22 protein-coding genes and 1 pseudogene are annotated in these 25,530 nt (G+C 40.0%); 18 read left to right on the top strand and 5 right to left on the bottom strand.

The genetic code is table 11. The annotated features are described in order from the left end of the window. The coding region (locus tag IAE45_RS13025; RefSeq protein WP_200143133.1) for a SpaA isopeptide-forming pilin-related protein at positions 1-656 on the top strand (656 nt) is incomplete at its 5' end. 84 nt (positions 657-740) lie between these two features. Here IAE45_RS13025 and IAE45_RS13020 read toward each other — a convergent pair. Next, positions 741-2,675, bottom strand: a complete 1,935-nt coding sequence (locus IAE45_RS13020) for a BglG family transcription antiterminator (RefSeq protein WP_200125995.1) — start codon at positions 2,673-2,675, stop codon at positions 741-743. Between the two features lie 247 nt (positions 2,676-2,922). Here IAE45_RS13020 and IAE45_RS13015 point away from each other — a divergent pair, with 247 nt between their 5' ends. From IAE45_RS13015 to mngB, 4 genes are all read left to right on the top strand, one after another. Continuing rightward, positions 2,923-3,384 (top strand): PTS sugar transporter subunit IIA, encoded by a 462-nt coding sequence (locus IAE45_RS13015; protein ID WP_200125993.1) that lies wholly within the window; start codon positions 2,923-2,925, stop codon positions 3,382-3,384. Next, complete coding sequence (locus tag IAE45_RS13010) at positions 3,381-3,704, top strand: PTS fructose transporter subunit IIB (RefSeq protein ID WP_005237427.1); 324 nt, start codon at positions 3,381-3,383, stop codon at positions 3,702-3,704. Before IAE45_RS13015 ends, IAE45_RS13010 begins: the two co-directional genes overlap by 4 nt. 18 nt (positions 3,705-3,722) lie before the next feature. Then, the gene (locus IAE45_RS13005; protein WP_015509121.1) at positions 3,723-4,823 is read left to right on the top strand and encodes a PTS fructose transporter subunit IIC; all 1,101 of its coding nucleotides are present in this window, start codon (positions 3,723-3,725) and stop codon (positions 4,821-4,823) included. 263 nt (positions 4,824-5,086) lie between these two features. Beyond that, the gene (gene mngB / locus IAE45_RS13000; protein ID WP_200125991.1) at positions 5,087-7,762 is read left to right on the top strand and encodes a mannosylglycerate hydrolase; all 2,676 of its coding nucleotides are present in this window, start codon (positions 5,087-5,089) and stop codon (positions 7,760-7,762) included. Between the two features lie 156 nt (positions 7,763-7,918). Here mngB and IAE45_RS12995 read toward each other — a convergent pair whose 3' ends face one another. Together IAE45_RS12995 and IAE45_RS12990 are read right to left on the bottom strand one after the other, a co-directional pair. Beyond that, a complete protein-coding gene (locus tag IAE45_RS12995; RefSeq protein ID WP_233619054.1) occupies positions 7,919-9,010 on the bottom strand; it encodes an SGNH/GDSL hydrolase family protein in 1,092 nt (363 codons plus the stop codon). An 11-nt stretch (positions 9,011-9,021) separates the two neighbouring features. Next, on the bottom strand, positions 9,022-10,431 hold the full coding sequence (locus IAE45_RS12990; RefSeq protein ID WP_200125987.1) for a PTS transporter subunit EIIC: 1,410 nt from the start codon (positions 10,429-10,431) through the stop codon (positions 9,022-9,024). 156 nt (positions 10,432-10,587) lie between these two features. Here IAE45_RS12990 and IAE45_RS12985 point away from each other — a divergent pair, with 156 nt between their 5' ends. Together IAE45_RS12985 and IAE45_RS12980 are read left to right on the top strand one after the other, a co-directional pair. After that, positions 10,588-11,304 (top strand): GntR family transcriptional regulator, encoded by a 717-nt coding sequence (locus tag IAE45_RS12985; protein WP_200125985.1) that lies wholly within the window; start codon positions 10,588-10,590, stop codon positions 11,302-11,304. 208 nt (positions 11,305-11,512) lie between these two features. Continuing rightward, complete coding sequence (locus IAE45_RS12980) at positions 11,513-11,941, top strand: GNAT family N-acetyltransferase (RefSeq protein ID WP_200125983.1); 429 nt, start codon at positions 11,513-11,515, stop codon at positions 11,939-11,941. 84 nt (positions 11,942-12,025) lie between these two features. Here IAE45_RS12980 and IAE45_RS12975 read toward each other — a convergent pair whose 3' ends face one another. Next, positions 12,026-12,853, bottom strand: a complete 828-nt coding sequence (locus IAE45_RS12975; protein ID WP_087627016.1) for a LysR family transcriptional regulator — start codon at positions 12,851-12,853, stop codon at positions 12,026-12,028. Positions 12,854-13,003: 150 nt separating this feature from the next. On the opposite strand from IAE45_RS12975, the gene IAE45_RS12970 reads away from it, so the two are divergent. The 5 genes from IAE45_RS12970 (at position 13,004) to IAE45_RS12950 (ending at position 17,770) form a co-directional block, all read left to right on the top strand. Beyond that, positions 13,004-13,972, top strand: coding sequence for a TDT family transporter (locus IAE45_RS12970; protein WP_200125981.1), 969 nt, complete (start codon positions 13,004-13,006; stop codon positions 13,970-13,972). Positions 13,973-14,033: 61 nt separating this feature from the next. Further along, positions 14,034-14,993, top strand: coding sequence for an L-lactate dehydrogenase (locus tag IAE45_RS12965; protein WP_015509125.1), 960 nt, complete (start codon positions 14,034-14,036; stop codon positions 14,991-14,993). 319 nt (positions 14,994-15,312) lie between these two features. After that, positions 15,313-16,389 carry an ABC transporter permease gene (locus tag IAE45_RS12960; RefSeq protein ID WP_200125980.1) on the top strand — a complete coding sequence of 359 codons (1,077 nt, stop codon included), beginning with the start codon at positions 15,313-15,315 and terminating at the stop codon, positions 16,387-16,389. A gap of 5 nt (positions 16,390-16,394) precedes the next feature. Next, positions 16,395-17,096, top strand: a complete 702-nt coding sequence (locus IAE45_RS12955) for an ABC transporter ATP-binding protein (RefSeq protein WP_077453594.1) — start codon at positions 16,395-16,397, stop codon at positions 17,094-17,096. Between the two features lie 47 nt (positions 17,097-17,143). Further along, a complete protein-coding gene (locus IAE45_RS12950) occupies positions 17,144-17,770 on the top strand; it encodes a TetR family transcriptional regulator (protein WP_081118357.1) in 627 nt (208 codons plus the stop codon). 115 nt (positions 17,771-17,885) lie between these two features. Here IAE45_RS12950 and IAE45_RS12945 read toward each other — a convergent pair whose 3' ends face one another. After that, positions 17,886-19,313: an APC family permease gene (locus IAE45_RS12945; RefSeq protein WP_005225272.1), complete on the bottom strand. Its 1,428-nt coding sequence runs from the start codon at positions 19,311-19,313 to the stop codon at positions 17,886-17,888. 439 nt (positions 19,314-19,752) lie between these two features. On the opposite strand from IAE45_RS12945, the pseudogene IAE45_RS12940 reads away from it, so the two are divergent. From IAE45_RS12940 to IAE45_RS12915, 6 genes and pseudogenes are all read left to right on the top strand, one after another. Beyond that, positions 19,753-19,983, top strand: a pseudogene (locus tag IAE45_RS12940) (type II toxin-antitoxin system RelE family toxin). Between the two features lie 171 nt (positions 19,984-20,154). Then, positions 20,155-22,929 carry a sigma 54-interacting transcriptional regulator gene (locus tag IAE45_RS12935; protein WP_200125978.1) on the top strand — a complete coding sequence of 925 codons (2,775 nt, stop codon included), beginning with the start codon at positions 20,155-20,157 and terminating at the stop codon, positions 22,927-22,929. Between the two features lie 83 nt (positions 22,930-23,012). Beyond that, on the top strand, positions 23,013-23,432 hold the full coding sequence (locus IAE45_RS12930; RefSeq protein WP_074536866.1) for a PTS sugar transporter subunit IIA: 420 nt from the start codon (positions 23,013-23,015) through the stop codon (positions 23,430-23,432). A 10-nt stretch (positions 23,433-23,442) separates the two neighbouring features. Beyond that, positions 23,443-23,913 (top strand): PTS sugar transporter subunit IIB, encoded by a 471-nt coding sequence (locus tag IAE45_RS12925; RefSeq protein ID WP_200125976.1) that lies wholly within the window; start codon positions 23,443-23,445, stop codon positions 23,911-23,913. A gap of 17 nt (positions 23,914-23,930) precedes the next feature. Next, positions 23,931-24,716 carry a PTS mannose/fructose/sorbose/N-acetylgalactosamine transporter subunit IIC gene (locus IAE45_RS12920; protein ID WP_074536862.1) on the top strand — a complete coding sequence of 262 codons (786 nt, stop codon included), beginning with the start codon at positions 23,931-23,933 and terminating at the stop codon, positions 24,714-24,716. Next, positions 24,703-25,521, top strand: coding sequence for a PTS system mannose/fructose/sorbose family transporter subunit IID (locus IAE45_RS12915; protein WP_170920130.1), 819 nt, complete (start codon positions 24,703-24,705; stop codon positions 25,519-25,521). The genes IAE45_RS12920 and IAE45_RS12915 overlap by 14 nt, the downstream gene beginning before the upstream one ends. Positions 25,522-25,530: the final 9 nt, after the last annotated feature.

The following is a 25,530-nucleotide window of genomic DNA, read 5'->3' as shown; positions in this document are numbered from 1 at the left end:
CTAAGAGCAATGATGCCAACGGAAAAATTTACTTCGATGCAATCGACTATGACCAAGCTGGCACATACAAGTATACGATTCGTGAAGTCGCAGGAACAGATAGCACGATCACTTATGATGACACAGTCTATCATGTAACCGTAAATGTGGAGGATCAAGCGGGGCAATTAGTGGCAAGTCCAGTGTACCAAGAATCGATTATTTTCAAGAATACTTATGTATCATCAAAACTTGGGAAAGTAACTCTGAAAAAAGTAGACAGCGAAACAGGAAAACTACTGGCAAATGCAGAGTTTGAGCTGCAAGATTCGAAAGGAAATATTGTACAGAAAAAAATAGTTACAAATAAAGATGGAAAAGTTGAGATAAGCAATTTAGACATAGGAGAATATCAGTTAGTTGAAACTAAAGCGCCAGATGGATATCAAATCGATAAAACCCCTATCAAATTTTCAATAAATGATCGTTCAATTAAAGCAACCAGGGAAAAAGTGTTGGAGAAAGAAAATAAAAGAATAAAAAAATCAAATAGTGATGCTCTGCCTAAGACAGGAGAAACTGTAGATCAACGATATATACTCGTTGGATTGTTCTGTATCATTTGTTTCATCTTTTTAATAATACTAAAAAATAAAAAGGTCAAGAAACAGTCTTAATTTTGCTTACTATGAATGAGAAAAAAGAACTATCAAAATAAGATTAGCCATATCAACAAAAGGAGCTGGATTCCCCAGCTCCTTTTATAATTGCTTTATACAGCTCAAAAAGTGGTGATAGTCACTTTTTTGCAGGATTGCTTGTTGAATATCTTCACGATCCATCAACTCTAATAAAAGACTATAGATTTCTTCGGTATCTTCATATTCGTCTTTTTGAATCGCAAAGAGAAAGACAAATTTAACCAAATCACCATTTCCCCAATCAACACCATCAGGAATGATCGCCACTGAAACGGCTGAGCGTTTTGCCATCAATGTCATGGGATGGGGGATAGCAAGCCACTCGTTAATATTGGTCTGATTGATTGCTTCTCGTTTTTTCACACTATCATAAAAATCTTGGGGCACAAAATCTTTTTGGTACAATTGCTGCGCCATTTTCTTTAGTAAGGTTTCTTTATCTGCATGATTTTCATGAAGAAAAAATGCTTTATGAAACAATGAATAGATGCCGTCTTTTGTTTCGCTGAGCGTTTCAATGAACGGTTCGATTTTGTCAATTTCTTTATCTAGCTTGGCCATGTTGATATAAATAGAAGGAACCGAGAACTGTTCTAATGGAACGGTTGTGATCACAAAATCAATCGCAGAAAGATCACATTGTTGTAGCTCGACGTAAGAAAAGCGATCAACGACTTCGATCGTTTCTTGATAGTGCTTGATAATTTTTGCTTCAATAATACGACTCATGGCTCGACCAGTTCCGCAAACAAGGATGACGCGATGTTTATGATGATTTCTGATAGAACTCCTTTCCATAGCACCTGCGATGTGCAAAGCGATATAGCCGATCTCATCAGGAGAAAAATAAAAACCGTGTTTCAGGCTTACCGTTTCTAAATGGGTCAAACATAAATCATAAGCCTGTGGAAAAGATTTTCTGATCGTTGCCAGCAGTGGATTGCTACGACGTGCATCCATTAGATTCATATTGATAAAGCCCTCAATATGAGATGTCAGATCTTCTATTAGCATCTTGTCTGTTTCTAATGCATAGTTTGACGTCTGTTTGATCGCAGTCAATAATTCTTCCACAATGGCTTTCGCAGTTTTCGTGGAAGAATCGCTTGCATCACCTGTTTCAACTAAACGTGGTGCATTCATCGCGAGATAGTAAATGAAGTATTGTTTTTCTCCAGCAGTCAATTGTATATCAAATACATGATCGATTTCTTCTAAGAAGTGACCTACAACTTTCTGGGCGTCTTTTTTGAGCGCGGGCACATGCAAGGGAAATTCGTTGATCTGATGACCGGCTATAAAGCGACTGATTGCTAAAGCAAAATGAGAAAGAATGTTTTTGTGATAGTAATCAGAGTCTAATAAGTCTAAGGGTGCCAGATGATTTAATGACAATTCTTGCAAGCGGGTCAGATCAATCGTATCAAACAACTCAAGTTCCATTTCCGTGAAGCCGACCAAATACTCTTGGAGATCTTTTTCAATCAACAGATCACTGATTGCTTGGCGTTTAGCGAATTCGTTACCCAAGACTTCAAAGCCAATATTTGGACGATTTACTATTTTTAATTGATAGGTCGCTAAATTGTCTCGAGCCGTTTTTAAGTATGAGTAAAAGGTGTTTTTACTAATAAATAATCGATCAAGAAAATCATCTAAGGATAAAGGGTTTTCATTCTTAAATAAAAGGAAAAGTAGATAGGCTTGTCGTTCTTCACTCGTAGTTAGAAAAGACTCGGTAGTCGACATACTTTCAGTCCACCAGTCATGAAATTGTTCTTTTGAACCAATAGATAACAAATAGCCTTGCCCTCGAATCAACTTGATGGAGGCACCCACATTTGTTAACAAATCATTCAAATTTGCAATGTCGGTCCGAACCGTTCGCTCAGAAATCGAGAAGCTTTTCGTTAACTCCTTCATTGGTAGCGGCGCCGTTTGTCTAGTTAATACTTCCATTAGATCATCTAATCGTTGATAAGCAAGTTTTGACACTTGTTTCACCTCCGTGCTCTTTCTCATCATACAATAGAAAGAATAAGAATGAAATGCTTCACCAGTACCGAAAATTTCCAGAAGAGTTGGCAATCATTTTGGAAAACGCTTTACTAATGATTGCCACTTGAATTGGAAATTTGTTGTGTTTACATCATGAATCAGAAACCGTAAATTAAACGTGTACAGAAAATAAACCACAGGAATTACGCTAATGGTTTCATAATAAAGGAAAGGAGCAGATGAGATGGATTTTCAGGAAAAAAATATTCTCTTGAATGTGGCTGTTACATCAAAAGAAGAACTGTTTCACGTAATTGCGCATTATGCCTACGAATCAGGGATCGTTACCAATGCAGCAGATACATGTGCGGCATTCATTGAACGAGAAGCACAATATTCAACCGGCTTACAAGAAGGCTTTGCTATTCCACATGCAAAAGCTGAACCGGTTTTGGAACCGACCGTTTTGTTTATTCGTTTAGAGCAAGCCATCGAATGGGAAACCTTCGATGATTCGGCAGTCAAAAATGTGTTTGCTTTGATGGTTCCTAAAAAAGATGAAGGAACGGTGCATCTGCAAATGTTGAGTCGCCTAGCAACTGCATTGCTTGAAGAGACATTCATTCAGCAGATTCAACAATCAGAAGACAAAGCTTATTTAGCAGAATTGATCAAAAAGGAAATGATGGGAGAGAAAATTGTATGAAAATAGTAGGAATTTCCGCCTGTCCAGCAGGATTGGCACATACACCGATGGCGGCAAAAGCTTTAGAAAAAGCTGGTGCGAAACTTGGCTATGAGGTCAAGATCGAACAGCAAGGCTCGTTAGGGCAAGTCAATGAGATCACTGCAGCCGAAGCAAAAGAAGCAGATTTCTTGCTTTTAGCGACTGACCAAAAAGTTGTTGGGATGGAACGGTTTGAAGGAAAACCGCAAATTCGAGTAAATATCAATACGTGTATCAAAGCACCGGAAGCGGTGCTGAAGAAATGTGTCGCTGCTGTTGAACAAAGAAACGCAAACTAAAGGAAAGAGGCAAGGATGATGAAAAGAGTTCTAGCAGATTTAAAAGGCCACTTGATGAGTGGAATTAGTTTTGTACTGCCATTGATTATTGGTGCTTCACTGGTTGTTGCCATTCCGAAAATGATTGCTCTTGGTATGGGAATCACAAGCTTAGATCCATATGCTGACACGGAAGGCTTTAAACATGCGCTTTATTTGATTGAACAAGTAGGGTGGACAGGAATCGGCTTGATCAATACTGTCTTGGCTGGTTTTATCGCGTATTCTGTTGGAGATAAGGCTGCGCTAGGTGCCGGCTTTATCGGTGGCGCGGTCGCTTCTAGTACCAATGCTGGGTTTTTAGGGGCAGTTATTGCTGGGTTCTTAGCAGGATACTTAGTGAAGTGGGCGAAAGAACATATCAAATTACCGGAGTCGTTTGCTGGTGTGATGCCGCTGGTAATTTTACCCTTGATTGCTACATTGTCCGTAGCAATCGTCATGGGTGCTTTACTCTCTGAGCCATTGGCGTGGATCAATACTAGTTTGGTTGAATGGATCCGAACCATGATTGAAAATGACGTTAACAAAATTTTACTGGCAGTCATCATGGGGGCAATGATTGGCTCTGACTTAGGGGGACCTGTAAACAAAGCTGCTTGGATGGCAGGAAATGTGTTACTAGCGGAAGGAGTCTATTTACCAGCAATCATCGTGAACGTTGCGATTTGTGCGGTACCATTTGGATATGCCTTAGCAACTTTGTTCCACAAAAATCGATTCAACAAAGAGCTACTGGATGCTGGGCGTAATAACTTTATTATGGGGTTCATCGGAATCACAGAAGGAGCAATTCCTTTTACATTAGTCAATCCATTACGGCTTGTGCCGATCAACATGTTGGGAGGTGCAATCGCTTCTGGTTTGGGGATCGCATTAGGAATGTATGACAAAATGCCGCCAGTTGGGGGAATCTACGGCTTCTTCACTGTTGGAAACGGTTGGGCGTATTTGATTGGACTATTTGCAGGAGCAGCCTTCATCGGTTTTGTTGCGCCTTTATTCGTGAATTTCAATAAGCAAGAAGAACAAACAGAAGATATTGCCCTCGATGATATTGAAGTGAGCTTTGAAAATTAAGCAACAAGGCTGATTAGCTAAATAGTAGCAAAAGAAAAGGCACGAGCAGGTGATTTTTCAAGAACGTTTTAAGGTATCTGACAAGGACAAGACTTGGGGAAGAAAACAAGAGTATTTGAAGAGAAACGATTTTCAAAATTCGAAGCATTCATGTAAGGATCAAATTACGCGTACTAGATGGTAAAAAAATTGAGAAAAATTAATAGGCACGAACGACACCCATCGTTACGTGCCTTTTTTAATCACGGGAGAGGAATGATTGAATGAAAAAAACAGTACATGTCGTACCCCACAGTCATTGGGATCGCGAATGGTATTTTACGACGAGTCGCTCGAAAATCTATTTGATGCACGATCTAAAAAACGTCATTGAACAACTAGAAAAGGATGATCCTTATGAAAGTTTCATTTTAGATGGACAGGCTTCTCTGTTAGATGATTACTTGAAATGGCGCCCACAGGACAAAGAAAGGATTCAACAACTTGTTCAACAAGGGAAATTGATCATTGGCCCATGGTACACACAAACCGATCAATTAGTGATCTCGGGAGAAAGCATTGTTCGAAATATGTTATATGGCATGAAAATTTGTGAAGCATTCGGAACCTACATGAATGTCGGCTATGTGCCAGATTCTTTCGGACAAGCAGCTAGTATGCCACAAATCTATCGAGAGTTTGGTATCACTGACACGATGTTTTGGCGCGGTGTCAGTGATGACGATGTTAAACACACAGAGTACAAATGGCGTGGAGAAGATGGTTCTGTGGTCAATGTTTACCAGATCCCAAGTGGGTACTACATTGGCGGTGCCATTCCTGAACGAGAAGCAGAATTAGCAGAGTTCTTACATCAAGAACCGTTTAAAACGACTTGGGGACGCAGTGCAACGGACCAAGTGTATTTTCCAAATGGTTTCGACCAAGCACCAGTTAGAGAAAATCTTCCAGAATTAGTTGATCGAATGAATCAACTGTATCAGGATGAGTATGAGTTACAATTTTCAACGATTGAAAAATACATTGCTGCGGTCAAAGCACGACATCCTGAGTTGGAAGAAATCGCTGGTGAACTGATCAACGGCAAATTGATGCGAATCCACAAAACGATTTTTTCTTCACGTCCTGATTTGAAGGCGATGAACACTCAGATCCAACATTACTTAGTCAATGTCATGGAGCCTATCTTAACAATGGCTATGCAATTAGGATTTGAGTACCCTGTGGAAACAGTCATAGAGATTTGGAAGTTAATGTTTGAAAATGCGGCGCATGATTCGATTGGTTCTTGTGTTTCTGATACGACCAACGAAGATATCTATATGCGCTATAAGCAAGCGCGAGATATTTCCATGAATCTTGTCGAATTGACGTTACGACAGATTTCTACTGCAATCAACAACCCACAAGCAAAAGAAATTACTTTTACGCTTTTCAATACCTATGACACAAAACGTAATGGGGTGATCGAAGCAGAGGTCTATTTGCCGCAAAAAGAATTTGCGATCCTTGACCAGTCAGGACAGGCGTTACCTTATACGATTTTAGAGCTTACCGACCAAACGGAGTATGTGTTGAATCAGGGGAACATATTAGATCCAGTCAAGGAGATCTATTTGCCGGAGAAAGTCTATAAAGCAAAGATTGCCATAGAAACGACTGACGTGCCGAGTATGGGGTATACCCAGCTGACAATTGATTTAAAAGGTGATACAAGCGCACCATTGCAAGAGATTACAACCAATACGATCGAAAATGAGTACTATCAGATCATTGTTAATAGCAATGGCTCGTTGGATATTCTAGATAAAACCAATCAGGTGCTTTATCAAAATCAAGGGATCATTGAAGAAAATGGCGACGATGGTGATTCATTCAATTATTCACCACCTGTGAAAGATTTTGTGATTTCATCAATTGATGCGCAACCAACGATCTCGATTCAGCAATCAGCAATCTACCAAAAGATTGATGTGGCATTCACGCTGAGGGTTCCGAAGGATTTAGCTGAACGTGCAGAAAAGAAGGCCTCGGCTTCACTGCCGATCCAATTGACGATCGTGTTGAAAAAAAAATCGCAACAAATTGATTTCAACTTAACGGTTGAAAACCAACAAGTGGATAGTCATCGGGTATGTGTGCTATTTGATACCGGAATTGCCTCGAAATTTTCGCTGGCTGACCAACAGTTTGGCACGTTGCAGCGTCCGGTTGTTTTTGAAAAAGAAATGGCTCTTTGGGAAGCTAATAAAGAGCAATGGAATGAGAAGCCGATCGCCATAGAAACTTGTCAATCGTTTGTCGGTTTATTCGATGCGTCCCATGGCGTAGCAGTCATGCCTCAGGGGGTACGTGAATATGAGATAGTGGGGGGAGCGTTTGATACGATTCGCTTAACGATTTTCCGAACCTATGGCTTCATGGGGAAAGAGAATCTACTGTATCGACCAGGGCGTGCTTCAGGAGAATCAGTGATTGCGACACCAGCTGCGCAGTGCCACAAAACGATGCATTTTGATTTCTCTGTTGCTTACTTTGCTCAAGGATATGATCAAGCAAATGTTGCACAACGTGCCAAACAAGCAGTAACACCGATCACGCTTTATCAAACCGCAGAATTCCTGAATTCCCGCTTGATTTTTACTCTAGGACCGGTTGAACCAACCTTACCGGCAAACTTTAGTCTTTTTGAGATCAATGGCAATTTGACCCTGAGTGTATTGAAAAAAGCCGAAGATCGTCCAGGTTATATTTTGCGTCTATACAATGGGCTTTTAGATGAAGGTGGATACGCGACGATCACATTCAACCATCAAGTGAACGCAGTAGAAACAGTCGATTTAAAAGAAGCTACAAAAGAAGCACTTGTTGTGGAAAAGAATGTAGTTACTCTTGAAAAGATAGGCCATGCAAAATTTGTGACATTGTATGTAGAGTAATTGCCAGTGATCGAGAGTAAGGATATCCAAATGCAGAGTTGAAGAAAATTCATAGTTAAAAGGTCAACCTCCCGTATACATTCTAACTAGATGTGTACGGGAGGTATGTTTTATTTTCGACTATTTTTAGCAGTTTTTTGTTGAGAGTCTATCAATTCATAGCAATGACAGGTAAAGAATTTTCTCAGCAACAGCTTTTCCTAAAAATTCCCCTCCAGTTTGAGAAAAATGCAGATGATCCCCCGAATCAAATGCAGAAGCTAATCTCGTTTTATCAGAAGGATCTCTTACCATATCATTGATATCGATCGTATTTTCTTGCGTCATTAACCATTGATTAAACGTAGTTCGGATAGCTTCTTTTTCCTCGGTCCAACTCGGCTTTCCTTGATTGTAAGAATAGTTAAAAGGGGGAAGCGTGAGGGGAACAAACGGAATGTCTGCTTTATTTGCCAGATTTATTAGAACTTTGTAGTGTTGGATCAACTCCTCTGAGGTAGGTAATTCTGAAAGCGGTGAGCCTGTTCCTGGATGAAATAAGTCATTTAACCCAATCAATGAAACGATCAAATCTGGCTTTTGATCCACGACATCTGCTTGGAACCTGTTTATTCCTGCAACGCCAAAGCTGTCTTTCCAACGAGAAATTCCTGAACCAGCACATGTCAGACGATTACCTGATATGCCAGCGTTAAAGCTTGTTGCAACCAGACCACATTTGTTTAGATTGTCGATGACACTATCACTAAAATATCCTTGATTCGTCAAAGAGTCGCCGAAAAAAGCAATGACTTTTGCATCAACTTTCGTTTCTAGAGCCACTGAAGTAATCCCAAAAATAAAGTTATTGGTTTCTCTTATATTCGAATGGACTACTTGATCAGACAGTAAGTTTGCCGAGGAAGATACGCGATTGATCTCGTTAGAAAATAATGCCTCTATCAGAATATCGGCTCCTTTGGTTACTGAAAAATCAATGTCATCTGTCCATAAAGTGGCCCCAGCTGGGACAATGAATTGTGGTCGATTATCTAAGGTAATAATACTAGATTGTTGGTTTCCCGGATTACTACTGATTTTTATCGACTCTACGTTTAAATCAAAAGAATCATAGCGGTTACAAAGTTCAAGTGCTAATCGTTTTCCAGAAAGCGGCTGCTTGATTCTCAAACGTAATTTACGTCCATTAGGAGAAAAGTTTAGTACTTGGTAATTAGAAAATACTTGATGCCAAATTATTTTTTTCATCATATATCACCTTATAGTTCATCTGCAGCGTTCATTTTATCATTGAAACCAAAAAGCCAAGTCAAAAGAAAGGATAGCAAAAATGTTCCTATATGAGAGAGTAGATAAGCATAGAAATTTTTATCGATCCCTGCAACCGGGTTGATAAAAGAGGCAAAGCCTATAACCCCACCTGCGAATCCATAGTTGACCAAGTGAAGGAAGCCTGCTAGAGCACCACCAAAAATATTTGAAAGGGTCACGAGATAGAAAACTTTTTTGTATTTTAGTAGAATACCATAGATTGCCGGTTCGCCAACACCGCATATTTGTGAAAGAGTGGCAGCAAAGGCAACTTGTTTTAGTTGAGCTTTTTTTGTTTTTAATGCAATCGAGCATGTTGCACCCGCAATACCCATCATCAATACAGACGAGAAGGCATTCATCATACTAAATCCGTTGACAGTTAAATCGTTGACGATGATCGGAATCAATGGCCAGTGCATGCCGAAGACCACTAAGACTGGAAAAAGTGCGCAATAGACTGCTCCACCAATAATCGTATTAAAGTCAAAAATGGTAGTGATTCCGAATGCTAGCCCATCACTAATAATCGTTATGATTGGTCCGATGATAAGAAGAACGGCTAAGCTTAGTACTAGAACTTCTACGATTGGTGACACAATGGAAGAAATCACGAGAGGAACAATTTTCTTTAAAAACTTTTCAACATACGTTGCTAACCAAGCAGCGACCAGAATAGGGAAAACCGAAGCTGTATAATTCATAATGGGGAATTCTATGCCAAAAATAGCGACCTTCGCAGCTGTACTTGAAGCAATAGTGACTATATTTGGATGAATGAGTATCGCACCCACGACTGCCAGAACAATAGGGTTCACCTTTAATTTTTGAGCCGCAGTAAAACCTAAGATAACAGGCAAAAAATAAAAAATGCCATCTGCAATCGTGCTAATCAATAGATAAGATTGCGAACCATCTTGTAATAAACCAAAAGTCACCAATGAAGCCTGTAATCCTTTGATTATTCCAGCTCCTGCAAGAAGACCGATGACGGGCATCATTGAACCTGTAATTATGCCAATAAACTGATTGAAGCCATTTTGAAATAGCTGAAGAAAATCACTATTGAAATCATTTTCCACCACTCCTTCTGTAGATTCAAAGGCTTGATCATAGTCTAATTGGCGCGTCACTTCCTCGTAAATAGCATTTACCTTGTTTCCAACAACCACCTGATATTGTCCTTGGGCTTCTACGACGCCCATTACACCATCCAACTCTTTTATCTTATTTGTATCGGCTTTCTCTTTGTCCACTAGATAGAAACGAACACGTGTAATGCAGTGGATTACATTTTTGATATTATGTTTTCCACCAACGTACTCAATCATGTACTCTGCTAACTGTTTGTCACTCATACTAAAACCTCCTCATTTCTTTATTTCTTTTAACCGGTTACGCTCATTTTAAATTTGTTTAAACAAATAATCAAGTATTTGTTTAAACAAATTTAAGTTTTTTGTATAGGTAGAATGATATCATGCTATAATTAACTGAAAGAGTGAGGTGAAACTATGGTGAACAAGTTTCGGGATATATATGACACTTTGAAAAATGAAATTAATGAGGGACTCTATAACGATACAATGGTTTTACCGACCGAAATGGCGTTAATTGAGCGATTTGGTACTAGCAGAAATACAGTTCGCCGAGCGATTCAACTGCTTAATGAAGATGGATTGGTTTATAGTGTGAAAGGAAGAGGGGTAGTGATTCTTGAAAGAATCGAGATTGACAAGAAGTCATTCAAGGTAGGAAATTTTCAAGGATTGAAGGCACTATCCTCAGATACTGAGGTCGAAAAAAAAACAATTGTGCAAGAATTTCGCGAGTTGACTGTTGATGATTCACTAGCAAAAAAAATTTCATTTCCGGTTGGTGAAAGAGTATACCTTGTGAAACGATTACGAATCATTAATGGGAAAGCGATGATGTCAGATACGAGTTATTTCAAAAAAAGTATCGTTAAGGGACTTAATGAGAAAATCATAGCCGGATCAATCTACGACCATATCAAACAAAACTTAGATTTTAAAATCGCTGCATCAAAGTCCATTATGAAAGTTGAGTCTGCAAAAGATTCTGACTTTAAAGAATTAGCTTTAGGAAAAAATAATTGTGTGGGGATACTGGAAAATGCGGTCTATAATGATATGGGAAAATTATTTGAATATACGACCATCAGGTATATACCTAACGAGTACGCACTCATTTCATTTGATCAGACGTAAATATTGATTTAGCAAAATAACTTGAAGGAATTTAGCAAGCGGGAAAAAGATAGTGAAAACAATAAGGTGATCGCTAGTATACTGTCTGTATATTTCCGTTTTCTATTGTGGTTGCACAAAGCGACTACTTACCATTTTTCCAAATTGAAAATGAAATTAAACTTTCTAAAGAAATGACCGAACCAAAAGCAAAAGACAGGAGAATATCATGAAAATTAGAGCCGCAGCATTGTCTGATCATAAAGAACTAGCTCATTTGTCGAAAGTACTAGGCTATCCAATCGAAGAAGAAGTATTGATCGAGGGTTTAAAGAGGATCATAGCTGAGGAGGACCATCTCTTGCTTGTTGCCGAAATAAAGGGTAAAGCAGTTGGGATGATTGAAGCACAGCCGTATTCAACAGTTTATTCTGCTGGGCAATTTTTTAATGTCCTAGGTTTGGTAGTGGATGATCAAGTGCAAAAGCAAGGGGTTGGGGGGGAACTACTGTCGGCAATTGAAGAAGAAGCCCGACAGCGAGGAATGCAAGGCATTCGATTAAATTCGAATGTCAAACGCCATGCTGCCCACAGGTTTTATGAAAACCATGGCTACCACAGCAGTCATGAACAGAAACGGTTTATCAAGGAATTATAAAAATGAAAAGACGCTGGAGTGTCGTTTGTCACTCCTCCAGCGTCTTTTTTTGTATTCACTTTAATTGGTTCAAAAGACTAATATTTATGGAATCAATGCCAACAACAGTCGTTTAATCTCCTCATAAACCTCTCCGGTTTCCGGCGTCACACGCTGACGATTCTGAATGATAAAAAGATCACGATAGCGGTACTCTGGATCAAGTTCCTGCCACGGCAACTCTTCTGGTAATGAAAGTTTCGAGATGATCGATTTGCCGATGTTTTGTTTTAGTAGGGACAAAATCACTTCGCTGTTATTGGCTTTGATGATTTGCGGATGCAGGTGCTGTGCGTACAGATAGGTTTCGTTAATGTAATACATCCCCGAGTCGTTTTCTCGCAAGACCCAAAAATCAGAAGCGAGGTTGCCTGCTAACACCAATTCATCACGATAAACGAATTCTTTTTGGATCAACGGCGAAACGATTGATTTTTCTATCAGGCCAATATGGGCTTTGTTTGATTCGACGGCATCGATCACTTCTTGGGAATTCATGATTTTGATTTCAAAGGCAAACGTTGGAAATTCTGCAATCAGCTGCGCCATGATGCTGGGCAGTAAGTAAACAGCGGTGGTATTCGAACAAGCGAGCACACACTCTGTTTTAAAATTTTTGGCGTCTTTGGCTTGCGAAAAAATAGTGGACAATGAGCGGAGAGACTCGACCACACGAGGATACAAAAACTCCGCTTGGCTGGTGGGTAAAATCAATTGTTTTCCTTTACGTTCAAAAAGTTTGAAGCCAAGTTCCGCCTCTAATCGTTGGATTTGCAAAGAGATCGTTGGCTGAGTTTTATAGAGCTGTTTTGCGGCAAGACTAAAGTTTCTCGTTTCATAAACAACAATGAAGGTTTTGAGCAATTCAATCATTTTGCGGACTCCTTTATTATTAATAAAATTTATAATTAGTATTTAAAAGTACAATTTTACAAATAGTTATCAGGTGATTATAGTATAAGTGTAGAGAAAAAAGAAAGCAAATTTAATTGAAATTTTCATACGTTTAGAAAGGATGAGTTGATGAAAACATCGATCCAGCATTTTTTACATTCATTGCCAATCCCGATTTGTGGCTTGATTTTAGGCACTGTGTCTTTGGGGAATTTATTGTATTCAGAAGGAATGGAGACGGTTGGAAATGGGTTTTGCACCCTTGGTATTTTCATCATGGGGCTCTTCCTTCTGAAAGTATGCTTTACATTTAAGCACACGATGTCAGAGTTACAAAACCCAATCGTTGCTTCGGTGGCGCCAACCTTTACAATGGCGCTGATGGTGATTTCCACTGTTTTTGAACGGGTCATTCCCGATGCAGTGGTGAATGATCTGCTCTGGTGGGGGGCTATCGGCTTACATTTTGCTTTAATGATCTATTTTGTTGTCGTGCATATTTTGCCTGTCGACCTTTCGCTGGAATACATTTATCCAAGCTGGTTTATTACCTTCGTCGGGATTGGCGTCATTCCCAATACTTCTGCGGTCTTTTTTAAAGAGCTAGGAGAAGTGATCGTCTGGATCGCATTGGTATTGTATTTTGCGCTTTTGCCGATTATTTTAAAGCGAATCGTCCATCAAAAGCTGACGGAACGGGCGGCAGTTCCGTTGATCACGATTTTAACAGCGCCAGGTTCTCTTTGCTTAGCAGGTTACCTTTCCGTATTTGAACAAGGCTCTGCTTGGTTTGTCGCCTTTATGCTGTTATTGTCACAAACGATTTATTTCTGTGTCGTCGCTTATATGAAAAACATGTTGGCAGTCGGGTTTTACCCAAGCTATGCGGCATTTACGTTTCCTCTTGTGATCTCGGCGACTGCTATGTTCAAATCAGCACTGTTTTTTGCGAATCACTCGTTAATATTTGGGTTTCTACAAGCCTTAACGATTATTGAAACAAGCTTTGCCGTGATTGTCGTCTGCTATGTGTTAGGAAAATACGCTGTTCATTTGTATCAGCAAACCAAAGCGCTGATTGCCGGTCATAGTTATTAAGAAAATGCGTACTCTACGGAAAATAGTACAAGTATTTGAAAAGAAAGGGAAGGGATCGCACATGAAAAGTACAAGCAGAAAAGTTGTCGTTGTCGGAACAGGTTTCGTTGGAACGAGCATTGCGTATTCCATGATCAATCAAGGACTGATCAATGAGTTAGTCTTGATCGATGTCAATCGGGACAAAGCAGAAGGAGAAGCCCTCGATTTGTTAGACGGTATGTCATGGGGGCAAGAAAACATCAAAGTCTGGGCGGGAGAGTACTCGGAATGTAAAGATGCTGATATCGTCGTTATTACCGCAGGGGTCAACCAAAAGCCAGGACAAACTCGGCTTGAATTGATCGATGTGAACGCCGAAATTATGGCAAGCGTCACAAAACAAGTGATGGCTTCAGGCTTTGATGGCGTGCTTGTCATCGCTTCAAACCCAGTCGATGTCTTAACTTATCAAGCATGGCGTGTGTCAGGGTTGCCAGCCAATCGTGTCGTTGGTACGGGAACGACCCTCGATACCACAAGACTTCGAAAAGAAGTGGCGGCAAAATTAGCCATCGATCCACGGAATATTCATGGGTATATCATTGGGGAACATGGTGATTCAGAAGTCGCTGTCTGGTCCCATACAACGATCGGTGGGCAACCGATCGTAGAATTGATCAAGCAAAAGGATCGTTTGACCGTTGCCGATCTAGCGGTTCTTTCTGAACGAGTAAAAAATGCCGCCTATGAAATCATCGATCGAAAACAAGCAACTTTTTACGGAATAGGGATGAGTGTCGCAAGAATCGTTCGAGCGATCTTAAATGATGAGCAAGCGATTCTACCGGTTTCTTCCTACCTTGATGGAGAATATGGCATCAACGATTTATTCACAGGGGTTCCTGCAGTTGTGGACCAAAACGGTGTTCGCGAAATTATTGAATTGACGCTTACTCCTGAGGAAAAACGGCAGTTTGATACTTCGTGTCATCAGTTACGAGCAGTAATTTCCACAATTGGACAAAGCAAAGTCAGCTGATCTCTAGAACACCAGTAATGAAATCCTCGGGTTCGTTTTTGCCAAAGCATGGTTCGACTATTTACGGTCGGCCATGCTTTTTTTACATCTAGCCAAGAATGTTAAAAGGAAATGGCTTATTTTACGCGAAGCACCCAGTATTCAACTCTCTTTTTTCTTACTCCTTTAGAAAAAAACAGCCTCAGTGAATGACAGAAAAAGAATGATCGATCAACCTTACAAACTTTCCGAGTTGTAAAAAGTGACAAAGTGTCACCTTGTGTGGTATTCTTCAAAAAGTGACACTTTGTCAACATTTGGAAAACAGGAGGAAAGAGCAATGTTTCTGGCTATAAAAGAAATGCGTTATTCAAAATTAAGATATGGGCTGATCGTAGGAATCATGTTTTTGATCGCCTATGTTGTTTTTATATTGTCTGGCTTAGCAACCGGACTTAACTGGGATTTTAAAAAGGCCATCGTCGACTGGGATTCATCCGCGATCGTTTTATCAGAAGATGCGAATGACACATTTGCGGCTTCGCAATTGACGAGAGGGGATGTAGACCGTGTAGCAGGGACCCAAAAAGCCCCGATTGGTTTATACAGCAGTGTCATCACGGTCAACGATGAACAAGTCAATGTGACTGTTTTTGGTACACAAGACGATGCGTTCTTGTTACCAGAAGTTTTAGAAGGCAAGTCATTTTCAAAAGAAAATGAGATCACGATTTCAGAAAACTTAGCAGAAGAAGGTATCAAGGTCGGGGATCAAGTGAAAATCGGGCGTTCAGATGAAACCTTCAAAGTCGTTGGGATCACCCCAGAAACGTCTTATACGGTGTCACCAGTGATTTATACTTCCCTCGATACTTGGACAAAAATGAAGTTTGCTAATCAACCATTTGCATCTGAAAAGGAGCAGCCAATCAATATCATTGTGACCAAATCAAGTGAGCCAAAAGTCGATAACCAAGAAGGAACACCGCTCAAAGTGTTGGCAACGGAAGACTTTATTGAAAAGCTTCCTGGATTTTCTGCCCAAAACTTGACCTTAAACGCCATGATCTACTTCTTGTTTGTTGTTGCAACGGCAATCGTGGGAATTTTCATGTATGTGATCACCCTACAAAAAACGGCGATTTTTGGTGTGATGAAAGCCCAAGGGATTCGGACCAGCTTTATTGCTAAATCAATTATTGCGCAAGCATTTATGGTCGGTGTGATCGGGGTAGCCCTAGCCTTTGCGGCGGCATACGGCACCAGTTTATTTTTACCAGATGCCATGCCATTTTTCTTTGAATTAAAGCAATGGCTGCTTTATAGCGGCATCTTGATTCTCGTGGCAGTTCTAGGCGGCTTATTCTCCATTCGGACGGTCACAAAAGTCGATCCAATCACGGCAATAGGAGGGTAACAAAGATGAAAGACATTTTAGTAATGAAGGATATTATAAAAAAATTTGGCAAGCAACATACGGAAGTAACGGCATTAAAAGGACTGAATTTTCATGTTCAAGAAGGGGAGTTTGTCAGTATCATCGGCCCTTCTGGTTCAGGGAAAAGTACCTTTTTGACCATCGCTGGCGGCTTACAAAGTCCAACATCTGGAGAGATCATCATCAACCAGGTGAACTTTTCCCAATTAAATGAAAAGCAACGAGGGAAGTTGCGTTTTAAAGAGATTGGGTTTATCTTGCAAAGCTCGAATTTGATCCCTTTTCTAACGGTAAAGGAACAATTTTATTTGGTCGACAAAGTTTCAGGAAAAGCCAAGGAAAAGGAACGGATTGATGAATTGCTTGCTTCATTAGATATTCTCGACCTTCAAGACAAGTTTCCCCGCGATTTATCTGGTGGGGAACGTCAACGAGTAGCGATCGGCAGGGCGTTGTTTAATGACCCAAGCTTGATTTTAGCGGATGAACCAACTGCCAGCTTAGACACCGATCATGCGTATGAAGTCGTGAAGTTATTGGTGAAAGAAGCACATGAGAAAAAGAAAGCGACAGTCATGGTCACCCACGACGAGCGAATGATCCAATGGAGTGATCGCATTTTCCGAATGGAAGATGGCAATCTCATCGAACAAAACGCCCCATCAAGAGAAACTGCACAAGTCTGAGTGGAAAAGTAGAGGGATTTGTTTATAATAGAGGGAGTAGATTGCGAATGATGGAGGAGAATCCCTTGCCAAGTACAACATTTTTTCATTTAAAACAAGAGAAAAAAGAAAAAATCGATGCCGTGCTTTTAGAAGAATTTTTCAGCAAGCATATCAGTCAAGTCAAGGTCTCTGCCATCGTCGAAAAATCGCACATTTCTAGAGGGGCGTTTTACAAGTACTTTCAAAACTTAGAAGATGCCTATGACTATGCGATCACCAACTATTCCAACCAAATCCATTCTGCGATTTTTACGTTTATCAACCGCAACAAAAATGATTTTTTCAAAGGGATCGAAGAATACTTGGCTTGGTGCAGTCAATGGTCACCTGAAGATGATCATTGGAAAATGATCCACTTATGTACCCAAAGCAATGCCTGGACGAAGCGCGATGCGATCCCTGACGATTCGCCCATGATTCGTCAGTGGTTGGAACTGTTAGAAGAAAATCGCTTTACGATCCATGATACGCAAGAAGCCGTCAGTTTCCTTTACTTTATTATGGCGGTTGTGATGGATAGTCTGACAGATTTCATTTCGAATGAATGGACCGCAAAAGAGCTGATCAAAGATTTTCGCTATAAGGTGCAATGGATCAAGTATGGAATCAAAAAGGACGACAAAGAGGAATGAATGCTTCGGCAAGAGGATGGACCAAATACCGCGAGCGGCGAAGAAGTTCATTTACAAAGAAAGAGGTGCCCGACAACTGAAATAGTTGTCGGACACCTCTTTTTTGAGGGAATGATTATTTTTTATTTACACGTTTCGCAATGATCGGCAAGATCAAGCCAATCAAAAGAAAGGCGATTGGCGTAATGATATTTAAGGCCAATTGGAAGAACCAAGCTTGCGGATCTGCCGCATAATCAAGCTTAGGAACCATCCCTAAAATGCAGGCAAAGGCCGTGAACAAGAAGCACCATAAGCCGATCCCAAAGCCAACCTTGGTGTTTTTCACGAATTTATAATCGGAAGTAAAGCGATTGGCATGTTTATTGACTAGCATAAAGGCTAAGAAGACCCATAAGTAACGCAATGGCATGACAACTGAATTCAAGTTCAACAACCAACGATACAGTTCGGTCATATTGCCGATTCCTAGTGCTGGAATAATGATCAAAATGCTGACTAGGATACCAGTCATAATATACCCATTCACTGGTGTTCCTTTTTTGTTTAGTTTTGCTAAGCCATTTGGTACAAATTCTGAATCAGCATCAGACAATAATATTTTCAATGGGGCATCAATTGAAAATGCCAACGCAGAAATTTGCGCCAACGCATTGGCGATGGAATAAAGAATGACAAAAAAGTTGCCAATTCCGTAGAAGTTTCCTAGTCGTTGAAAGGCTTCATAAGCGCCGTTGACCATCAAATCTTCTGGAATATGGTTGGCATCAAAAAGCATCCCCATTGCAATCGAGCCGAGCAAGGCACATAACGCCACCATACCGGCTAAAAAGATCATGCCTTTTGGAAATTCTTTGGCAGGATTTTTTGTGTTATTTACGTAAGGCGAGATTTTTTCACAGCCACCTACTGCAAATACCAGCATCGAGATCGTGGTTAAATAGGTAAAGTCAAATTTAGGGATATAGGTTGAAACAGATGACATGTTTGGTGTAGCAATTTCAGCACCAGTCATTGCTGGAGCAGTCACTGCTAAAAGGATAAAAAGAATCGACATCACGAACATGGCTGTTCCGGCGATGTTCCCAATCATTTTTAAGGTCGTCAATCCTTTAGAGGCAATCCATAAAAAGAATAGAAAAATAGCTAAACAAATCAACGATACTTCCATGGAACCCATCGTCGATACAAATGTACCATTTCCTTTAAATAACCAACTCAATGATACTAAGATTCCTTGGGGTTTTTGTGCCAAGTAGGGCACGTGAACGACCCAATAAGTCCAAGCAGCAAAGAAAGCCAACCGCTTTGTTGAGGTTTCTTTGATCCATGAGGAGACCCCACCACTTGACTCTTTGAAGGTCGATCCTAACTGACCAACACTTAATGCATAGGGTACAAAATAAAGAGCCATAATTAATAGCCACGAAACAACAACAGTCAACCCTTGTTGAGCGTAGTTGTTTACAACATTTCCCAGTCCCCAAACAGAGACGAACGCCATCAGCGCAATATTATACCAGCGTAATTGTTTCTCATTCATCGCTTTCTCCTTCTTAAAATGATTTTTCTGACTGGTTAAAATAGAGCGTTTTTTGAAATTTAGTGAGAAAAAAATTTCTTTCCATAAGCGCTTGATCACTATCAAGTTTCTTATGCATTTTTTCACAAATGTCAAAGGTCAAATTGAATAAAAATTTCACTTGCTTCTTTTTTATCCAGTCGTCGATTTTCCATAGTTAGGATAAACCTCTGAATTCTTTTGGTCAAGAAAAATTAAATTGTTATTTTAAAAAAATAATAAATTTCTGATGATTGAAAAAGCAAACATCATCATTCATTAATAATCTGAAAGAAATGCTACTACATTCGGTCAAGGGGATGGATAGGAGAGGGACCATTTCATTTAAAAGAAGCGATGGCTCTTTCTAAAAAGAAAGAAGAGGTCGGTATTTCTTAAGCTGATATGGAGAAATTGTTAGATGAAGTATAGAGTATTATACATGCCTCAGCTACAAAAACAACTAAAGAAAATGGGTCGAAATCAAGCAAGAATAATTGTCGCTTGGATCAGAAAAAATTTAGAAGGAACAAGCAACCTTCACCAATATGGGAAAGGATTAAATGAAAACAGTAGTGGCAAATGACGTTATCGCATTGGCAATTATCGTATTTTAGCAAATAGAAATGAATCAGAAATAGTGATTGAATGATTTGCTATTGGTCATAGAAGTATTGTATAGATAAAATAAAAAGCGGCAGCTGCCATCAAGGATGCTGCTTTTTTTGTGTTTAGAAAAGACAATCACTCTACGAAAAGTTCTATAGCATCCCCAAGCTTTTTAAGTTATGATAATCAGAGAAAGCGGACAAGGAGAACGACAATGAAAGAACAATTACTCGCGTATTTGCAAAATCAAACAGCTTTTTTCTCTATCGAAAATGTAAGCGATGTCTTTACTGCGAAAGATATTGCCGAGAAGTTTTCCGTCAAGAGAAATACCATCAGTCACTACTTGAATCAGTTAACGGAAGAAGGTCGCCTTGTGAAAATTGCGACCCGACCCGTTTATTTTTTTCATAAGCAGGCATTTGAAATCCAAAATTATCCTTTAACAAAAAACGTGTATGATAGTCTGGCTGCTGTGGCGGAAGAAAAGCCTTTTTTTGATCAAAAAGAAGATTTCTTTTCCAGTGTGATCGGCAGCAAAGGTAGTCTGGCAGAAGTCATTGAACAGATTAAGATGGCAGCCTTCTATCCAAATGGCGGGCTTCCTTTCTTATTAACGGGAGAAAGTGGAACTGGGAAGAGTTTTCTCGTAAAAATGTTCCATCATTATTGTGTGGCAAATGAATTACTAGAAAGTGATGCGCCGCTGATTACGATCAATTGCGCACAGTATGCCAATAACCATGAGCTATTGACGAGCAATTTATTTGGACATGTAAAAGGAGCCTTCACTGGCGCAGAAGAAGATCGCGGAGGTGCATTTGAAGCAGCAGACGGTGGAGTCCTCTTTCTTGACGAAGTTCATCGACTGAATGCTGAAGGACAGGAAAAATTATTCACTTTTCTGGATCAGGGAGTTATCTATCGAATGGGGGATACGGGCCGGCCAATCTCAGTTGATTGTCGGTTGGTGTTTGCGACCACCGAAGATTTGAAACAAACATTTCTAACAACCTTTATTCGGCGAATTCCGATCCAAGCGACACTGCCCGCTTTGGAAGAACGGACAGTTTCCGAAAGGAAGCAGTTGATTTTGCAAGCATTTATTGAAGAACAAAAACGTATCGGTTTGCCGTTAGAGCTCTCACCTCAAGTAATCGAAATTTTAACGACCAGTCATTTTTCTGGGAATGTCGGCGAATTAAAAAGTACAATCAAAATTATTACAGCCAAAAGCTATACAGCCAGTTTAAAACGAGAAGTAAAAAAAATAGCAGTCACTGTGTATCATTTGCCAGAACACTTACTGCAACTGACAGAAGAACCTAATGAAATGGGGACAATGCAACCGGTTCTTGTTGATAGCCAAACTCAAATCCAGCAGCTAACTGCGGAAAGTGAACCTGAACAACAAAAGATCATTCAAACGTATGAACAGATCTTACTTAATTATGTCCAAGCAGGGCAGGACTTTGCGGCGGCAGCCGAGCCTATTTCAAAAGTGATCGAAAGGCTTTTCGAAAATTTATTGTTTGATCATAAACAGGAACAAAAGCAGCGGACAATGATTTTTGTGACAGAACATGTTCAGCGAATGATGGAGCAGATCGAGCATTCTTTTCAAATCAGTTTTAATGGTAGCATGGTTTATACAATCAGTTATTATTTATGGTTGCGGAGAAATGTGGAGTGGCTGCCGGATGATCAAGACAAACTTTTATTGACAGAAAATCTATTGAAAAGTGTGAAAAAGCATTATTCTACAAGTGATCGTTACACCGAGAATTTGTTAGGCCTAGTGCAAAAAGCATTGGATATCGAGTTAACAAGTATGGACCGAATCATTTTTACACTTTATATCAATGATATGGGGTATTCCAAAGATTCATCGCTCCCCCGCAGCATCATAGTAGCCCATGGTTACGCAACCGCCAGTAGTATCGCGAATGTTGCGAACCGCTTATTGAATGAATCGGTTTTTCAGTCTTTCGATATGCCATTAGAGGTCACGCCCAAACAAATTGCGGAAAGGGTTACCACCTATATTCAGAAAAACGATGTATCTAATGGACTCGTTGTCTTGTTCGACATGGGATCTTTGAAAGAAGTCTATCAATATATTCCAGAATTGGCGGTTCCAATTGTTATGATGAACAATGTAACGACAAGTGTAGCCCTCGCTGTGGGGGAGTGTATCCAACAGAATATTTCCTTGAGAGAAATTCCAGAGCGAGTAAATACCTTTCACCAAAACGAATGGGAAATCATTCTTCCAAAAGTGAAAAAAGAGAAAATTGTCATTACAACTTGTTCAACCGGAATTGGAACTGCTGTTCAAATCTCTACCTTATTAGAAAAGAGTATTCCTGATCATTTACAGATTCGGATCCTTCCTTATGAATTCAACCAGTTGGAAAACAGTGAACATATAAGACAGACATTGGCAGCGTATGACATTGTTGGTGTTGTGGGAACCACTAAACCTCGCCAAGAGCTGGCTCCTTTTATTTCTTTAGAAGAACTAATTTCGGGTGCTGGGACAGAGGTGCTATTAAGTTGGCTAAAAGAAGAATTGGATGAAGAGATGATTGCCTATGTGAACAATCAATTAGTAAGAAACTTTTCATTGGATCGAGTGATTCAATCGGTAACGATTCTAGATACAGAAAAAGTGATTTCTCAAATGGAATTTTTCGTGGGAAATCTGGAGCGCATGTGGCAGCAACGGATCGCCAATGATCGCAAACTCGCGTTGTTTGTCCATACGAGTTGCTTAATTGAGCGTCTTATTCGAAATGAAGCCATTGATACTTATCATGCCAGCGACACATTACTCCAGTGTCATGAAAAACAGCTGAATGAGATCAAAAAAGCGTTTAGTGTCATTGAGAAGGTTTACAGTGTCGCGATACCGGAATCTGAAGTTTGCTACATCTATGATGTTTTGTTTGGAAACACTGATTCTTCAATGGTTGAAGCGGATTTTTAATCGATAAGAAAAGCGTGCCACTTTTTTTGGCACGCTTTTTGCGTTTAGTAAGATGTAACTTGGAGCAAAGTGAGGTGAAAGCAGTGGAACGACTCGTTATTTTAGCATCCCACGGACGATTTGCATCAGGAATCTTGCATTCGTTAGAACTTATCTGCGGTAAAAAACAATCAGTCCTTGCGATTGACTGTTATGTGGACGAAGCATTTGATCTAACGACAACGGTAGATACCCTGATGGAAACATATAAAGAACATGAAGTGATCGTTATCACAGATATTTTTGGCGGCAGCGTGAACAATGAATTTTTGCGTTATATCCAACAACCCAATTTTTATTTAATCGCAGGTTTGAATTTGCCATTGTTGATTGAATTGACGACACAACTTCAAGGGGGAGGTGCAATTTTAGAAACGATCCATCAAGCGCTGGCAAATTCGAAAGATATGATCCAGTTTTGCAATGATAGTGTAGCAAAAGAAATCGAAGAAGAAGAATTTTAGGAGGGACGACATGATTGTTTTAACACGAGTCGATCATCGGCTATTACACGGCCAAGTCGCATTTTCTTGGACTCAAAATTTAGGCGCAGATTGTATTTTGATTGCCAATGATGATGTACCGACAAATGATATTCGTAAGACAACGATCAAATTAGCAAAACCGCAAGGCGTAAAACTGGTGATCAAATCAATTGAGGATTCAATTCATGCCCTGCAAAGCGGTGTGACGGATAAATACAAATTATTCATCGTAGTTGATTCCATCAAAGATGCGTATAAGTTAGCAGAAAACTGTCCAGAGATCGACAAGATCAATCTCGGTGGGATCAAAGCCAAAGAAGGCTCTAAAAATATTGGCAAAGCAGTCAATGTTTTACCAGCAGAAGAAGAACTCTTGAGAAAAATGGTCGCAAAAGGAATCGCTGTCGATATCCGTCAAGTACCTTCGGATAAAAAAGTCGCTGTCGAAGATGTTTTATAAAGAAAGGAGCAAAAGAGATGCTGCAAGCAATATTACTTGGAATTGTTGCATTTATTGCGCAGTCTGAATACGCATTAGGAACGTCATTACTGTCGCGTCCGATTGTCACTGGATTGTTTACAGGAATCGTATTGGGGGACATAAACACTGGAATTATTATGGGTGCAACACTAGAGTTAGCGTTTATCGGCTCATTTTCTGTCGGTGCTTCTATTCCGCCAGATGTCGTAACTGGAGGGATTCTGGGTACAGCTTTCGCAATTACGGCAGGAGCGGGAACCGAGACGGCTTTACTGTTGGGACTTCCAATTGCCACATTGACCCTTATTTTGAAAAATGTTTACTTGGGGTTGCTTATCCCAATGATGAACCAAAAAGCCGATTTATACGCGGCAGATGGAAACTACAAAGGTGTAGAACGAATGCACTTATTAGCAGGTTTTGGCCTATCTCTGATGTTAGCCCTTGTAGTGACGATCTCCTTTATGGTAGGCAGCAATACGATTAGTAAATTATTGGCTATGATTCCAGCCTTTGTACAGAACGGCCTATCAGTTGCAACTGGTTTGATTCCAGCCCTTGGGTTTGCCATGCTGGCTAGGTTACTGATTAACAAACAAGTTGCACCGTACTTCTTTTTAGGTTTTGCATTAGCAGCTTATTTAGAGATTCCTGTTACAGGGATTGCAATCTTCGGAGCAATAACGGCTGTTGTAGTCGTGAATTTAAGAAACATTCGTGGACAAGGGCAATCTATTCAAATGACTTCAGGGGAGGTACTAGATGATGATGAAGACTTCTAATGAGAAATCCGAAATTACCAAAAAAGAGTTGAATCGTGTCTTCTGGCGTTCATTTCAAATGGAGTTCTCATGGAACTATGAGCGACAGATGAACCTAGCTTATGTCTATGCGATGATTCCGATTTTAAAGAAACTCTACAAAACAAAAGAATCGATGGCCGATGCGTTGAAACGGCACCTGGAATTTTTCAACACGACCCCGCATATCGTCACGCTTATTTTAGGAATCAATGCGGCGATGGAAGAAGAAAATGTCAATGATCCAAATTTTGATTCTTCAGCGATTGATAACATCAAGACCTCTTTGATGGGCCCTTTAGCGGGAATCGGTGATTCCTTCTTTTGGGGAACGTTGCGACTAATTGCTACTGGGGTAGGAACTTCATTGGCATTACAAGGAAATATCTTAGGTCCGATTCTGTTTCTAGTGATTTTCAATGTTCCTCATCTACTATTTCGTTATTTTGCGACTGGTTGGGGATATAAACTTGGGACAGGATTTTTAAAGAAAATTCAGGAAAACGGTTTGATGGAAAGTTTAACCTATGGCGCTGCAATCATTGGTTTGATGGTCGTAGGAGGAATGACCGCTACGATGATCGATATCAACATTCCGTTGCAGATTGGTTCAGGAGAAAATGCAGTTACGGTTCAAAGTATCTTTGATGATATCGTTCCGAAAATATTGTCATTGGGTGCCTTTGGGGCTGTCTTTTATCTTTTGAAAAAAGAAGTCAAACCGCTAATTATTCTGCTGGGACTAGCAGTCGTAGGTATTTTAGGATCCTTGATTGGACTCTTTTAAGGAGGAATT

It is taken from the genome of Enterococcus sp. S53 (assembly GCF_016516865.1).
GTDB classification, from domain to species: Bacteria; Bacillota; Bacilli; order Lactobacillales; family Enterococcaceae; genus Enterococcus_D; species Enterococcus_D innesii.
Note: the sequence above shows the minus strand (reverse complement) of the source record. Positions and strands in the feature narration are given on the sequence as shown.

Coding starts and splice junctions, on each gene's coding strand:
- IAE45_RS13015 (WP_200125993.1), top strand. CDS start 2,923: ATGGATTTTCAGGAAAAAAATATTCTCTTGAATGTGGCTGTTACATCA.
- IAE45_RS13010 (WP_005237427.1), top strand. CDS start 3,381: ATGAAAATAGTAGGAATTTCCGCCTGTCCAGCAGGATTGGCACATACA.
- IAE45_RS13005 (WP_015509121.1), top strand. CDS start 3,723: ATGAAAAGAGTTCTAGCAGATTTAAAAGGCCACTTGATGAGTGGAATT.
- mngB (WP_200125991.1), top strand. CDS start 5,087: ATGAAAAAAACAGTACATGTCGTACCCCACAGTCATTGGGATCGCGAA.
- IAE45_RS12995 (WP_233619054.1), bottom strand. CDS start 9,010: ATGAAAAAAATAATTTGGCATCAAGTATTTTCTAATTACCAAGTACTA.
- IAE45_RS12990 (WP_200125987.1), bottom strand. CDS start 10,431: ATGAGTGACAAACAGTTAGCAGAGTACATGATTGAGTACGTTGGTGGA.
- IAE45_RS12985 (WP_200125985.1), top strand. CDS start 10,588: ATGGTGAACAAGTTTCGGGATATATATGACACTTTGAAAAATGAAATT.
- IAE45_RS12980 (WP_200125983.1), top strand. CDS start 11,513: ATGAAAATTAGAGCCGCAGCATTGTCTGATCATAAAGAACTAGCTCAT.
- IAE45_RS12975 (WP_087627016.1), bottom strand. CDS start 12,853: ATGATTGAATTGCTCAAAACCTTCATTGTTGTTTATGAAACGAGAAAC.
- IAE45_RS12970 (WP_200125981.1), top strand. CDS start 13,004: ATGAAAACATCGATCCAGCATTTTTTACATTCATTGCCAATCCCGATT.
- IAE45_RS12965 (WP_015509125.1), top strand. CDS start 14,034: ATGAAAAGTACAAGCAGAAAAGTTGTCGTTGTCGGAACAGGTTTCGTT.
- IAE45_RS12960 (WP_200125980.1), top strand. CDS start 15,313: ATGTTTCTGGCTATAAAAGAAATGCGTTATTCAAAATTAAGATATGGG.
- IAE45_RS12955 (WP_077453594.1), top strand. CDS start 16,395: ATGAAAGACATTTTAGTAATGAAGGATATTATAAAAAAATTTGGCAAG.
- IAE45_RS12950 (WP_081118357.1), top strand. CDS start 17,144: ATGATGGAGGAGAATCCCTTGCCAAGTACAACATTTTTTCATTTAAAA.
- IAE45_RS12945 (WP_005225272.1), bottom strand. CDS start 19,313: ATGAATGAGAAACAATTACGCTGGTATAATATTGCGCTGATGGCGTTC.
- IAE45_RS12935 (WP_200125978.1), top strand. CDS start 20,155: ATGAAAGAACAATTACTCGCGTATTTGCAAAATCAAACAGCTTTTTTC.
- IAE45_RS12925 (WP_200125976.1), top strand. CDS start 23,443: ATGATTGTTTTAACACGAGTCGATCATCGGCTATTACACGGCCAAGTC.
- IAE45_RS12920 (WP_074536862.1), top strand. CDS start 23,931: ATGCTGCAAGCAATATTACTTGGAATTGTTGCATTTATTGCGCAGTCT.
- IAE45_RS12915 (WP_170920130.1), top strand. CDS start 24,703: ATGAAGACTTCTAATGAGAAATCCGAAATTACCAAAAAAGAGTTGAAT.